This is a genomic window from Streptomyces sp. P6-2-1, assembly GCF_050613165.1.
Taxonomy (GTDB): Bacteria; Actinomycetota; Actinomycetes; order Streptomycetales; family Streptomycetaceae; genus Streptomyces.
On record NZ_CP192513.1, the window covers coordinates 5,754,155 to 5,767,197 of the forward strand.

At 71.9% G+C, this 13,043-nt stretch carries 11 protein-coding genes; 5 read left to right on the forward strand and 6 right to left on the reverse strand.

The window, feature by feature from the left end:
* Positions 1-10 precede the first annotated feature (10 nt).
* From ACQYWQ_RS24475 to ACQYWQ_RS24490, 4 genes are all read right to left on the reverse strand, one after another.
* Positions 11-1,663: an alkaline phosphatase D family protein gene (locus ACQYWQ_RS24475; protein WP_431037495.1), complete on the reverse strand. Its 1,653-nt coding sequence runs from the start codon at positions 1,661-1,663 to the stop codon at positions 11-13.
* A gap of 126 nt (positions 1,664-1,789) precedes the next feature.
* Positions 1,790-2,374 (reverse strand): PspA-associated protein PspAB, encoded by a 585-nt coding sequence (gene pspAB, locus ACQYWQ_RS24480; RefSeq protein WP_431037496.1) that lies wholly within the window; start codon positions 2,372-2,374, stop codon positions 1,790-1,792.
* A gap of 32 nt (positions 2,375-2,406) precedes the next feature.
* Positions 2,407-3,315 (reverse strand): zinc metalloprotease HtpX, encoded by a 909-nt coding sequence (htpX, locus tag ACQYWQ_RS24485; protein WP_431037498.1) that lies wholly within the window; start codon positions 3,313-3,315, stop codon positions 2,407-2,409.
* A gap of 266 nt (positions 3,316-3,581) precedes the next feature.
* Positions 3,582-3,815, reverse strand: a complete 234-nt coding sequence (locus ACQYWQ_RS24490) for a hypothetical protein (RefSeq protein WP_431037499.1) — start codon at positions 3,813-3,815, stop codon at positions 3,582-3,584.
* 241 nt (positions 3,816-4,056) lie between these two features.
* Here ACQYWQ_RS24490 and ACQYWQ_RS24495 point away from each other — a divergent pair, with 241 nt between their 5' ends.
* Positions 4,057-5,982 carry a glycosyl hydrolase family 28-related protein gene (locus ACQYWQ_RS24495; RefSeq protein WP_431037500.1) on the forward strand — a complete coding sequence of 642 codons (1,926 nt, stop codon included), beginning with the start codon at positions 4,057-4,059 and terminating at the stop codon, positions 5,980-5,982.
* Between the two features lie 134 nt (positions 5,983-6,116).
* Here the strand turns inward: ACQYWQ_RS24495 and ACQYWQ_RS24500 are convergent, their stop codons facing one another.
* Positions 6,117-7,031, reverse strand: coding sequence for an alpha/beta fold hydrolase (locus ACQYWQ_RS24500; RefSeq protein WP_431037501.1), 915 nt, complete (start codon positions 7,029-7,031; stop codon positions 6,117-6,119).
* A gap of 60 nt (positions 7,032-7,091) precedes the next feature.
* Between ACQYWQ_RS24500 and ACQYWQ_RS24505 the strand changes: the two genes are divergently transcribed.
* From ACQYWQ_RS24505 to ACQYWQ_RS24515, 3 genes are all read left to right on the forward strand, one after another.
* Positions 7,092-7,904, forward strand: a complete 813-nt coding sequence (locus ACQYWQ_RS24505; protein WP_431037503.1) for a helix-turn-helix domain-containing protein — start codon at positions 7,092-7,094, stop codon at positions 7,902-7,904.
* 489 nt (positions 7,905-8,393) lie between these two features.
* Positions 8,394-9,746 (forward strand): ParB/Srx family N-terminal domain-containing protein, encoded by a 1,353-nt coding sequence (locus ACQYWQ_RS24510; RefSeq protein WP_431037505.1) that lies wholly within the window; start codon positions 8,394-8,396, stop codon positions 9,744-9,746.
* A 293-nt stretch (positions 9,747-10,039) separates the two neighbouring features.
* Positions 10,040-11,041 carry a glycoside hydrolase family 64 protein gene (locus ACQYWQ_RS24515; protein WP_431037506.1) on the forward strand — a complete coding sequence of 334 codons (1,002 nt, stop codon included), beginning with the start codon at positions 10,040-10,042 and terminating at the stop codon, positions 11,039-11,041.
* Between the two features lie 194 nt (positions 11,042-11,235).
* On the opposite strand, the gene ACQYWQ_RS24520 is transcribed toward ACQYWQ_RS24515, so the two are convergent.
* A complete protein-coding gene (locus ACQYWQ_RS24520) occupies positions 11,236-12,120 on the reverse strand; it encodes a SigB/SigF/SigG family RNA polymerase sigma factor (RefSeq protein ID WP_431037508.1) in 885 nt (294 codons plus the stop codon).
* A gap of 522 nt (positions 12,121-12,642) precedes the next feature.
* On the opposite strand from ACQYWQ_RS24520, the gene ACQYWQ_RS24525 reads away from it, so the two are divergent.
* The gene (locus ACQYWQ_RS24525; RefSeq protein ID WP_431037510.1) at positions 12,643-13,038 is read left to right on the forward strand and encodes a cell division protein SepF; all 396 of its coding nucleotides are present in this window, start codon (positions 12,643-12,645) and stop codon (positions 13,036-13,038) included.
* Positions 13,039-13,043: the final 5 nt, after the last annotated feature.

Consider the following 13,043-nt stretch of genomic DNA (forward strand, 5'->3'; position numbering starts at 1 on the left):
GGCCGGTGTGTCACGCGACCGGGGCGCCGACCCGCTCCAGCTTCCGCGCCCCCGTGCGCGTCGCGTACGAGCGCGCCCAACTGCTCGTCGCCGCAGGGTCCTTGCGGTCCGACAGGATGTAGTAGTCCATCTGCGCGCGGGCCGCGGTGACGTCGAGGACACCGTAGCCGTGCGAGTCGAGATCGGCCCAGTGGACATGACGGTTCGCGGCACGCAGGGCCGCCACGGCGAGGGGCGACAGCGACTGGGGCGGGATGCCGAGGATGTCGTCGATGTTGTCGGAGGTCACCGAGGTCACGACGAACTCCGTCGCCGCGCTCGCCGACAGCGGATACGTGGCGGCGTTGACCGGCACGTCGTTGGCCCACGCGCTGTGGATGTCGCCGGTCAGGAAGACCGCGTCGCGGATGTTCTCCGCACGCAGGTGCGCGAGGAGTTCGCGGCGGTCGTCGGTGTAGCCGTCCCACTGGTCCGGGTTGATCGCGAGACCGCCCGCCGGTATTCCCAGCAACTCACGCAAGGGGCCCAGGAGTTCGGCGGGAAGGGCGCCGAAGGCGAGCGGGGAGATCATCACCGAGGTGCCGATCAGCTGCCACTGCGCCGCCGAGGCACTCAACCCCGACTTGAGCCAGTCGAGTTGCGCGCGACCCGTGATCGAGCGCTCCGGGTCGTCGACCGCGCCCGATCCCGTCTTCGCCTGCTCGGAACGGAAGGAGCGCAGGTCGAGCATGTGCAGCTCGGCGAGCGCGCCCCAGCCGATCCGCCGGTACACGGTCCCCGCCGTCGACGGCCTGACCGGCATCCACTCGAAGTACGCCTGCTTCGCCGCCGCGACCCGCGCCGCCCAGTCGCCCTCCGTGCCGGGCGTGTGGTTCTCGGCGCCGCCCGACCAGGCGTCGTTGGCGAACTCGTGGTCGTCCCAGATCGCGATGAAGGGGTGGCGCGCGTGCACCGCCTGGACATCGGCGTCGGTCTTCGTCGTGGCGTGCCGCAGCCGGTAGTCGGCGAGCGTCAGCGTTTCGTTGCGGGGGCTGTGGAGGCGTACCGGCTTCTCCGGGTAGTCGCCGCTCGCGTACTCGTAGAGGTAGTCCCCGAGGTGGAGCACCGCGTCGAGGTCCGTGCGCGCGGCGAGGTGCCGGTACGCGGCGTAGTAGCCCGCCTCCCAGTTCGCGCAGCTCACGACACCGAACCGGGCGCCGCCGACCCGTTCGTCCGGCGCCGGGGCTGTCCGGGTGCGGCCCGCGGGCGAGTGCTCGCCGCCGCGCGTGAAGCGGTAGTGGTACGTCGTCGCGGGGCGCAGTCCGCGCACATCGGCCTTGACGGTGTGGTCCTGCTCGGGGCCGGTCCGCACGGTGCCGCGCGCCACGACGTGAATGAAGGCGGCGTCCTCGGCCACCTCCCAGCCGACTTCGCCGGCTGCCCCGCGCCCCGAGCCAGGGGTCGCCTCGGGGGAGGGCGTCACGCGGGTCCACAGCAGGACGCCGTCGGGGAGCGGGTCCCCCGAGGCGACGCCGTGGAGGAAGAGCGGCGAGGCGGCGCGCGCGGCCGGTACGAGCGTCCCCGCGAGCACGGCGGAGACGGCGGCGGCCTTCACGACCGTGCGGCGGCGGGGGTGCGCGAGGTCGGCGGCGGAGGGTCTGAGGGCGTCCTCATGAGTCGTCACACGCGCACGGTAGGACGCGCGACGCGGTACGTGACAGGGTCCGTACGGAGGGTTTCCGCACCGTTCAGCCGGGTGTTCCCGCGTGGTCCCCCCGCGGCGCGCCGCCCCGCACAGGGCGGGCCCCGTTCACAGTCCCGGAGCCCCCCACACCGGGAACCACCGGCTCAGGTCCTCCTCCACGCGCAGCTCGGTGCCGAGGGCGGCGCGCACCTCAAGCTCCAACTGGTTGTCCCGCTTCTCCCGCGCTCCGGGGAGCGGCGCGAAGGGGTAGAAGCTGCCGCGCTTGTAGAGGTAGACGAGGCCCAGGGACCGGCCGTGCTCGTCCTGGAAGGCGAGGAGCGAGCACAGCAGCTGAGGGCCGAAACCGCCCTCCTCCAGGAGGGTGTTCACCGCGTGCAGATCGGTGACGAGGCCGCTCAGGTCCTCGGGCGGCTGCGTCGCGAGCAGCCAGGTGTACCCGTACGGGTCACGGCTGAACTCGACGGGGACGCCGCCCCGCCCCGTATCGGCGTCGAGCAGTGCCCGCACGTCGTCGCGCACGCGCGCGAAGGAGGCGCCCTCGGCGGCGGCGAAGCACACCGAGCCGCGTCCCGTCGGCCGGAAACCGGTCGCCGCCTGGAGGGTGAGCGCAGCCGAGGGGACGGCGAAGAGCTGGTCGAGATCGGGGCGGACCGGTTTCGAACGGCCGAGCAGCGCGTCGAGGAAACCCACGCGACCTCCAGTCGGGACGGTGACGGCGCGGCTCAGCGGGAGAGCTGGGCCGAGATGCGGGAGAGCTGGTCGAGGCGCTGCTGAAGCGTCGGGTGCGAGGAGAGCAGGCGGCCGAGGCTCTCCTTCGACGAGAAGGCGGGGACGAAGAAGAAGGCGTTGTACGGCTCCGCCTTGCGCAGGTCCTGCGTCGGGATACGGGACATCTGCCCGCTCACCTTCGTCAGCGCCGAGGCGAGCGCGGATGGTCGCCCGGTCAGGAGCGCTGCCGCGCGGTCGGCGGACAGCTCGCGGTACCGCGACAGGAGACGCGTCAGGAGGAAACCGATCGTGTAGACGGCCGCGCTGACCAGCGGGATCAGGAGCAGGGCGACGCCCACGGGGTCGTTCCTGTTCCCGCCGCGGGAAAGGCCGGTCCACAGGGCCATCCGGGTGATGAGCCCGGCGAGCACGCCGAGGAAGGAAGCGATCGTCATGACGAAGACGTCCCGGTGCGCCACGTGGGACATCTCGTGCGCGAGCACGCCCTCCAGCTCCTCCGGCTCCAGGCGTCTCAGCAGCCCCGTCGTGACGCAGACGAGCGCCGAGCGTTCGTTGCGCCCGGTCGCGAAGGCGTTGGGGACATCGCTGTCCGCGATCGCGACGCGTGGCTTTCGCAGGTCGGCGAGGGCGCAGACCCGGTCGACGACCCCGTGCAGCTCGGGGGCCTGCTCCGGGCTCACCTCGTGCGCGCCCATGCCGAAGGCGGCGATGCGGTCGCTGAACCAGAACTGCGCGACGAAGAGCGCGCCCACCGCGATCACGATGATGGGCCACGCCCCGCGCAGCACCGCGAGCAGCACGCCCACGAGGACGACGTAGAGCAGACCGATGAGGAACATCGTGGTCACCATGCGCACGGTGAGCCCCTGATCGGGTGCGTAGCGTGAACGACTCCGGGCCATCCCCGCCTCCCCTCATTGCCTTCCGCTTCCCGGCAACTCCTTCTTCCGGCTTCCGCTCCCTCCATAATCCCCCTTTCCGTGTCGAACGGGCGTAAACGGATGTTCGAAAAAGGGTTTCCGTGAGGGGGCGGGCGTCACGCCTGCCGGGTCGGGGGTTTCCGGGAGGCGTCGGGCCTCCCCGGGGTCAGGGTGTGCGCACATGCCGCGGCCCCGGCACCCCTCCGAAGAGGGATGCCGGGGCCGCGCACGGGGTGGGCCGGGCCGGGTCAGCTGCCCGCGACGAACTGCAGCTCGCCGTCGGTGTACTCACCGTTGAGGTGGGCGACGGTGATGCCGTCGTGACCGCCGACGTTCAGGTAGCCGCCGTTCAGCTCTGCGTGGGTGTACTTGGCCTGGCCGGCCACGAAGGACGGGCCCTCGTCGGCGGAAGCCAGGCTCGCGCCACCCAGGACGGCGGTGGCGGCAAGGGCGGTGGCGGCGAAGGCGGTGCGAAGGCGCATGCAAACTCCTCGTTGAGGTGGGTCGTTCGCACCGAGACTTCCCCCGATGAACCGTCATCTCCCCTCCCGCAACTCGGATTCCATCGAATGGGTCAATGTCCGAACTGTTGACAAGCACATCACATGATTGAAAACTCTTCGTGCTGGAACGCAGGAGAGCGACGAGCTGACTCAAAAACTTCGCGCTTCTCCTGCAAAAAACGGTAAGCGACTCTGTCTACCCCCACAGAACAGAGGACTCATGACCCACACGACACCCCGGTCCCCGCGCGGCGGACGGCGCCGGGCCAGATGCCTGCTCGCCGCGGCCCCGGTCGCGGCACTCCTCGTCGGCGGGCTGCTGCCGGCGGGCTCCGCCGCCGCGGCTCCACCGGCAGGGGCGGCCCAGGGCCGCGCCGCCGCCGCGCAGGGCGCCGACGTCCCGTACACCGAGTACGAACTGGAGGACGGTGACTACCAGGGCACCCTGCTCACCGCCGACGCGGAGCGGACCTTCGGGCACACCAACTTCGCCACCGAGTCGAGCGGCCGCAGCTCCGTGCGCCTGGAGGAGAACGGCGACTACGCGGGCTTCACGTCGACCGTGCCCACCAACTCGCTCGTCGTGCGCAACTCCATCCCCGACGCCCCCGGCGGCGGTGGCCAGGAGGCGACGCTGAGCCTCTACGCGGACGGCCAGTTCGTGCGCAAGCTCGACCTGTCCTCGCAGCACTCCTGGCTCTACGGGAACACCGACGACCCCGAGGGCCTGACGAACACGCCGGGCGGCGACGCGCGGCGGCTCTTCGACGAGAGCCACACGCTCCTCGACAAGAGCTACCCGGCGGGCACGACGTTCCAGCTCAAGAAGGACGAGGGGGACGACGCCGCGTACTACGTCGTGGACCTCGTCGACCTGGAGCAGGTCGCCCCGCCCGCCGAGAAGCCCGCCGAGTGCACCTCGATCACCGAGTACGGTGCCGTGCCCGACGACGGCAAGGACGACACCGAGGCGCTCCAGGCCGCCGTCACGGCCGACCAGAACGGCGACATCGACTGCGTCTGGATACCGGCGGGGCAGTGGCGCCAGGAGCAGAAGATCCTCACCGAGGACCCCGAGCACCGGGGCGAGTTCAACCAGGTCGGCATCCGCGACGTCAAGATCGTCGGGGCGGGCATGTGGTACTCGCAGCTCTACACGCTCACCGAGCCGCAGGACGCGGGCGGCATCAACCACCCGCACGAGGGCAACTTCGGCTTCGACATCGACGACAACACCCAGATCTCGGACATCGCCATCTTCGGCTCCGGGCGCATCAGGGGCGGCGACGGCAACGCCGAGGGCGGCGTCGGGCTCAACGGCCGCTTCGGCAAGAACACGAAGATCTCGAACGTGTGGATCGAGCACGCGAACGTCGGCGTGTGGGTCGGGCGCGACTACTCCAACATCCCCGACCTGTGGAACCCGGCGGACGGGCTCCAGTTCACCGGGATGCGCATCCGTGACACGTACGCGGACGGCATCAACTTCACCAACGGCACAAGCAATTCGAGCGTCACCAACTCCTCCTTCCGCACCACGGGGGACGACTCGCTCGCCGTCTGGGCCAGCCGGTACGTCAAGGACCCGGCCACCGACATCGGCCACGACAACACCTTCGCCGGCAACACCATCCAGTTGCCCTGGCGGGCCAACGGCCTCGCGATCTACGGGGGTTACGGCAACAGCATCGAGAACAACCTTGTCTCCGACACGATGAACTACCCGGGCATCATGCTCGCGACCGATCACGACCCGCTGCCCTTCTCCGGCGAGACCCTCATCTCGGGCAACAGCCTCCACCGCACGGGCGGCGCCTTCTGGGGCGAGGCCCAGGAGTTCGGCGCGATCACGATCTTCCCGGCGAGCCAGGACATCCCCGGCGTGGTCATCGAGGACACCGACATCCACGACTCCACCTACGACGGCATCCAGTTCAAGTCCGGTGGCGGCGCGGTGCCCGGCGCGCGGATCAGCGACGTGACGATCGAGAAGTCGAACAACGGCTCGGGGATTCTCGCGATGGGCGGGGCACGCGGCGACGCGAGCCTCACGGACGTGACCATCAGCGGCTCGCGGGACGGCGACGTACTCGTGGAGCCCGGCTCGCAGTTCACGATCACGGGAGGGCCGCAGGCCACCGAGTGATCCCGGGGCGCGCCCTCGTCACGGCGGGCCCCACCAGACCGGCGCGGGGTTGGTGGACCCCTGCCCGCGCCAAGAACCCGTGCCCCGGGCGGACTTGCCACCGCCCGGGGCACGGGCCTGTCCGTCCGGCGCGTTCAGTCGCTCCCGGCGGCGAAGGCGAAGTCGTGGAGCAGCAGGCCCGTCGTGGCGGGGTCCTCGTACATCGGCGTGTGGCCGACGCCCGGCAGGACCTCGACGCGGCAGCCGGGCACGGGACGGTACGCGTCGACGCACGAAGGCGGCCAGCGTTTGTCGGCGCCGCCGAAGAGGACCAGCGTGGGCAGCCCGAGCGCGGTGAGACGCGCGGGGAGCGGCCGCTCGACCAGGTACGCGGTCGACGCGCGGTCCGTCTTCGTGAGGCCCTGGTACGTCATCGCCCTGACGTCGGCGACGAGCCGGCCGGGGATCGCGACCTCGCGCGTGAAGGCGCTCGCCAGCGTGCCGCGGATCATCCCGTCCGTGCGCAGGGCCCACAGCAGATTCCCGACGCCGGGTGTGGCGAGGAGGCGGGCGGGGAGAGCGTTGCCGAGGAAGGCGTCCATGCTCGGGCCCGTGTCGATCACGCCGAGCCCCGCCACGAGATCCGGGCGCGCCTCGGCGAGCGCGATCGCGACGCAGCCCCCCGTCGAGTGCCCGACGACGGTCGCCCTGCGGATGCCCAGCGCGTCGAGCCGTGCGGCGATCAGGCGGGCCTCCTCCGCCATGCCGTAGTCCGCCGCCCCGGGTTTGGGTGAGGCGCCGTGGCCCAGCAGGTCGAAGCGGAGGACGCGGAGCCCGGTGAGGGCGGGAAGCACGGGGTCCCACCAGGCGACGGAACCGGCGAGGCCGTGGATCAGGACGAGAGGGGCGGCCGCCGAACGGGGAGCGGGGGACTCGGCGAAGTGCAGGACGGGGGTGTGCGCGGCGGGGGTGCGCGGGGCCGGGTCGTGCGGGGCCGGGGTGCGCGGCTTGCCGCCCCCGGCCCCGCTCCGCCTGCGCCCGAGGCGCTTGGGAGCATCGGTGGAAGTCATGCCGAAAGGATCGGCGTCCCGCTCTGTTCCGTATTGGAGGAATGTTCGTACAGTCGGGACATGGAGGACACGAGCCGGTGGGAGATCGCGCGGGAGCGGGGCGGGCGCGGCTTCGCGATGGCCGGGTTCCGGGTACCCCAGGGGTCCGCCGTGGAGTTGCGCGCGCTGCCGCACCCGGCGGTGACGCTGGCCGTCGAGTTCGGTGAACGGGCCTTCGACGTGCGGTCGGAGGGCGGCGACCTGCGTGCCGGGAGCCTCGCCGCCGGGCTCGGATTCGGCGTCTTCAGGGCGCGGGCCGAGGGGGTCGCGGCCGTGCAGGCGCGGCTCTCGCCCGTGCTCGCCCGCTCCGTACTCGGCATTCCCCTGGGGGAGTTGGGGCGCGGTGTCGTCCCGCTCGACGCGGTGTGGGGGACCGGCGCCGAGCGTTTCAGGGAACGGCTCGCGGAAGCGGCGGACTGGCCGCGGCGGTTCGCGCTGGTGGAGGCGGAACTGGCCCGGCGGGCGCTCGGCGGGAGCGGGGTCGCTCCCGAAGTGGCGTACGCCTGGCGGCGGATCGTCGTGAGCGGGGGACGGGTACGGGTCGGGGAGCTGACCGAGCGGACCGGGTGGAGCCGACGGCGGCTCTGGGAACGCTTCGGCACTCAACTCGGGGTCACGCCCAAGCGCGCCGCCATGCTCGTCCGCTTCGACCACGCCGTGCACGGGCTGCTGCGCGGCGAGAGCCCGGCGGAGGCCGCCGCCGGGCACGGGTACGCCGATCAGTCCCACCTGCACCACGACGTCCGCCTCTTCGCCGGGACGACTCCCGGGCTCGCGGTACGGGAGCCGTGGCTCGCCGTCGACGACAGGGCGTGGCCGACGCGGGGTGTGTAGCCGGGCGTGGCCGCTCCGCCCTCCGGCACGCGCGGGCGGGCCACCGCGCGTGGCCGGGGACGGGGGGCGACGAGGGCGATGCGGGGGTGTGCGTGCGGGCCGGGACCACCGTGTCCCGCGTCATCGTCGCGGCGCCTGGACCGCCTTCGCGACGCCCGTACCGAGATCCGCGTCCTCACCCACACCGCCGGGTCCGCCCTCCCCGCGCGCTCCCGCCGCCTGCCTCCGCGCCGCCGGTGCCCCGCCCTTCCCCACCGATCGGCCTCGGCGGCCGCACCCCGGTGGCGGCAGCCGTGTCGGTCCCCGCGCGGCCGCCCGGAGCGCGCGAAGGCGGCGTGTGCCGCGGGACGCGCGGGCCGGTGTGACGTCCCCGGCGCGAGAACGGGTTCCCGCGCGTTCACCGCGCCTTCGGCCCGCCGCCACCGCACGGCCGCTCCCGCGTGCGTGGATGTCCCCGTCCACCCGCCCCCCCCCGCACCGGGAGCCCTCGTGCCCACCGCCACCCCGCCCCGTACCCCCCGAGCCGCCCGGCGTCTCACCGCCGGCCTCGCCACCGCCGCCGCGCTCGGCGCGCTCGTCGCCGCCGCGCCGCAGGCGGGCGCCGCCGGGCCGACCACCTCCTCCGCGCGCGCCGGTGACCTGCTCACCGTCCGTCTCGATCAGCTGCGGCCCACCCAGCCCTCCGTCGGCAAGGACCAGGTCTTCTACAAGCTCGGCCGGTACGGGAGCACGAAGGACGAGCAGGCGGGGAACGTCAACAAGCGCTTCGACGACTGGTGCGAGACCAACGGGCAGGGCGAGGCCGCGAAGGTCCCCTCGGGCGCCCGGCTCGACGATCCCGCGAGCTTCTCGTGCACGATCCCGCTCGGCGACGAGACCTCCAAGAGCCTTGCCGCGATGAAGACCGTCGTCATCGGGCCCGGCGGGAGCCTCTACCTCACGGACGGGCACCACAGCCTCACTTCCTTCTGGGAGGCGCCCGACGGCGGTCCGTCGACGACCATCAGGCTGCGCGTCCAGGCCGACTACAGCGCTCTGAGCCAGAGCGCCTTCTGGGACGAGATGCGCGCCCACCACTGGGTCTGGCTCAGTGACGAGAACGGCGACGCCATCACCGTCGACCAGCTGCCCGCCCGCCTCGGCCTCTCCCGTTTCCACGACGACCCCTACCGCTCGCTCGTGTACTTCACGCGCGACATCGGCTACTCGGCGCCCGAGGACGCCGCCGAGTACCTGGAGTTCCTGTGGGGCGGCTGGCTGCGCGAGCGGCTCGACCTCGCCGACTACGACCTGAACGACCCCGCCTCGTACCTCCAGGCGATCCGCGACGCCTCCGAGCTGATGGTCGCCGCCGATCCCGACGAGGTCATCGCCGACGGGCGCACTGCCGACGAACTCGGCCGTCTCGACGAGTGGAACGACGGCAAGAAGCCCGAGAAGGGCGAGTTCGGCAAGCTCTCGCAGCCGCTCACGGCCGAGAAGCCGGGCAAACTCGCCTTCGCCCTCGACTACCGCTCCCGCGTCGTCGCCCCGCCCCGCTGCACCACCACCCTGCGCGGCCCCCGCACGGGCCCGCTCGTCGTCGACTCCGGTGTCACCTGCCTCGACAACGCGCGCCAGACAGGTCCCGTCGTCGTACGGGCCGGAGCCTCGCTCGTCGCGCTCGGCGCCGACATCACGGGTCCCGTGCAGGCCGTGGACGCGCGGACGGTGTACGTGTGCGGCACGACCGTCGAAGGACCGCTCTCGGTCGTCGGCTCGGGGCTGCGCACCGAGGGTCCCGGCTGCTCCGCCAACTCCTTCGGCGGGCCCGTGCAGTTGGTGGCGAACACGCGGGGCTGACTTGCCCCGTACCGCCGCAATCCTCCCCCTTGCTCCTTCAACAGGCGGACGCTGTGGGCGGGTTGACGGGCCGTGTGCGTAAAGAATCCGTAGCGAAGGTTCGTACCTTCGCATTGACATCGCGCGCGGCCCGGCCGAACCTCGAAGGCGGCACAGGTCCCTTCGCACCCCACCGGCTCCCACGGGTCGCGCGCGGGGACCGTGCCCGTCCGGGTGGCCCCACGCCCCCGGCGGCGCGGCCGCGCACCTGGCGGGCGGCCCGCCGTACCCCCACTCGCCAGGGAGGTACCGTCATGCCCGCAGCAGCCCGTACCCGTACCCCCGGAACCCCGCGCACCCCGCGCCGCAGAGCGGGACGCCCGCTCGCGGCGGGGGCGGCGCTCCTCGCCGCCGCCTTCTGCGGTCTCGCGACCGCCCCCCAGGCGGGCGCGGCGCCCGCCCCCGCGCCCGTCGTCGCGGCCGCGCCGGGCGAGGCCCCGCCCGACTCCTTCTGGGGCGACACCTCCGCCTTCCCCGCGCCGAGCAACGAGGTGACGGTCGCGATCCTCAACCGCACCAACGGCCAGTACCCCGACAGTGAGGTCTACTGGAGCTTCGACGGCCAGACGCACTCCATCGCCGAACAGCCCTACGTCGACATGCCGGCGAACTCGGCGGGCCGCATGTACTTCTACCTCGGCTCGCCCGACAGCGAGTACCAGGACTTCATCGAGTTCACCGTCGGGGACAACGTCTTCAACGGCAACACGACCCGCGTCGACGCCTTCGGCCTCAAGCTCGCGATGCGCCTGCACGCCGAGGACGGCTACGACGTGCAGGTCGGCGAGGACTACGACACCTTCCAGCAGTCCCGCGAGCAGACCTTCCAGGAGTTCAAGGACGAGGTGCCCACCGAGTTCAAGGGCCTCGCCGACGACCCGACCCGCATCCCCGCCCCCGGCAGCTCGCCCGACTTCCGTGAGGGCGGCCAGTACGCGGACTACTTCACCGCCTACGCCCAGTCGCAGGGCGTCAACGCGCCCACCTCCGACATCACCGGCTGCGCGGGCGTCCTCTCCGAGGACCCCGGCATGTGCTCGGCGCTCAACCGCCACGTCGCCGATCTCCCCGAGGACCAGTGGTCCACGCCGGACCTCTACTACAAGGACAGCCCGGCGAACTACTACGCGAAGTTCTGGCACGACCACAGCATCGACCACCTCGCGTACGGCTTCCCGTACGACGACTACGCGGGCCAGTCGTCCTTCGTCTCGCACCAGGACCCGCAGTGGCTCGCGGTGGCGGTGGGGTGGTGACCAGCCGCCGAGTGGCAGGCTGACCCGCCGCCCGGGGCGGTGACGTGCCGCGCACGGCGCGGTGACGTGCGGCCCCGGGGTGATCACGCAGCGCCCGGCGCGGCGAGGTGCCGCCCGGCTTCGGGGCCCGTACGAAGACCCGTTCTTCGTACGGGCCCTGTGGGAAACCCCGGCTCACCGCGCGCCCCCGGATCTCAGCTCTCCGACAGCAGCCCTTCCCGCAGCTTCCCCAGTGTCCGGCTCAGCAGCCGGGAGACGTGCATCTGCGAGACGCCCAGCTCGGCCCCTATCTGCGACTGCGTCAGCTCCTGGCCGAAGCGCAGTTCGAGCAGATACCTCTCGCGGTCGTCGAGTGTGCCCAGGAGCGGGCGCAGCGCCGTGAAGTTCTCGACCAGTTCCATCGCCGGGTCCCAGTCGCCGAGGAAGTCGGCGTAGGTCGTCGCGGTCTTCTGGTCGGGCTTGCCACTCGTGCTGCTGTCGGCGGGCAGGTCGAGCGAGTCGGACATGTAGCCGTTGGCCGCGATGAGCCCGTCGATGACCTCCTCCTCGCTGATGTCCAGCTCCGCCGCCAGCTCCTTGACCCCCGGGTCGCGGTCCAGCTCGACCGCCAGCCGCTCCTTGGCGCGCGCGAGGTCGACGCGCAGCTCCTGGAGCCGCCGTGGTACGTGCACCGCCCACGTGCTGTCGCGGAAGTACCGCTTGATCTCGCCGACGATGTACGGGATCGCGAAGGAGGTGAACTCGGCCTCGCGCGTGAGGTCGAAGCGGTCGATCGCCTTGATGAGGCCGATCGTGCCGACCTGGAGGATGTCCTCCATGTCGCCGTTGCCCCGGTTGCGGAAGCGGCGCGCGGCGAAGCGCACGAGGGACTGGTTCATCTCGATGAGCGTGTTGCGCGCGTACTGGTAGGCGTGCGTGCCCTCGTCGAGGACGACGAGCTGGTCGAAGAAGAGCCGGGACAGCTCGCGGGCGTCCTGCGGGGCGATCTTCCCCGCGTCCTCTATCCAGGGCAGTCCGGCGGCGTCCGCCTCGGCCGCCGCCGGGCCGGACGTGCCCGTGCTGTGCGTGGAGATCGTCACGAGTAGCACCTTTGCAGTCGGTTGCGGTCGAAGAACCTCGACATGGCCCCGCCTGCCCCCGCCCTTCGACGTCACACACGAGGAAACGCGGCGATCGGGAAACGGCCCGAAATCGCCAGAAGAGGGTGGGCCGGAGTCGCCGACATCACCCCCGCGAGGGAGTGGAAGTTCCCGGTCCGCAGCCTGCTTCCCTTCGCTGACCAGCCGACTCTCCTCCTCGGCCGCGACTTTTCACGGTGAATAAGAAAAGCCACGAAAAGCCCGCGGAAAAGCCGTGCGTATCTGTTCCCGGGGCGGGAATTCGGGAACAAGGGTTTATGCGGGCCGTCCGCCGCGGGCCCCGCCGCGCCGCACCACCCCGGTTGTTGGGTACGGTTTCCCAGGGCACCCCCAGGGTGCCGACGTACCGTCAGGCGTGCCGCCGGGGGCCGCGGGCGGGTGTGTCGCTGGTCCGCCGAACGAGTGAGGCGGGCGAGAATGAACGAATGCAGACAATCGTACGAGCCCGGACGGGGTGGGGCAGTGAACAGCCACGACGTCACTGATGAGCAGTGGGAAGGGCTCGCCCAGGTCGTACCGCTGCGCAGCAGCGACGCCTGGCCGTCCTGGCCGGGGCACCGCGCGCTCCCGGACGCGGAGGCCGCCTCGCGGCGGCGCTTCGTCGTGCTGCGCGTGAACGTGTTCGCGGACGCGCGGGAGGTCGCCGAGACGCTCATGGCGCAGATCCCTGTCCTGCTCGACCTCAGCGGCGCCGAGAGCGACACCGCCAAGCGCGTGCTCGACTTCAGCAGCGGCGTGGTCTTCGGCCTCGGCAGCGGCATGCACCGCGTCGACCGCAACGTCTTCCTCCTCGCCCCTCCCGGCACCGAGGTGCAGAGCCTGGTGGAGGGGGTACGGGGCACGGGCACCATCGGCTGAGGCGC

Excerpts from the sequence above, each read along its gene's own strand:
- htpX (WP_431037498.1), bottom strand. The coding sequence starts at position 3,315 with ATGGCCCGGAGTCGTTCACGCTACGCACCCGATCAGGGGCTCACCGTG.
- ACQYWQ_RS24490 (WP_431037499.1), bottom strand. The coding sequence starts at position 3,815 with ATGCGCCTTCGCACCGCCTTCGCCGCCACCGCCCTTGCCGCCACCGCC.
- ACQYWQ_RS24495 (WP_431037500.1), top strand. The coding sequence starts at position 4,057 with ATGACCCACACGACACCCCGGTCCCCGCGCGGCGGACGGCGCCGGGCC.
- ACQYWQ_RS24500 (WP_431037501.1), bottom strand. The coding sequence starts at position 7,031 with ATGACTTCCACCGATGCTCCCAAGCGCCTCGGGCGCAGGCGGAGCGGG.
- ACQYWQ_RS24505 (WP_431037503.1), top strand. The coding sequence starts at position 7,092 with ATGGAGGACACGAGCCGGTGGGAGATCGCGCGGGAGCGGGGCGGGCGC.
- ACQYWQ_RS24515 (WP_431037506.1), top strand. The coding sequence starts at position 10,040 with ATGCCCGCAGCAGCCCGTACCCGTACCCCCGGAACCCCGCGCACCCCG.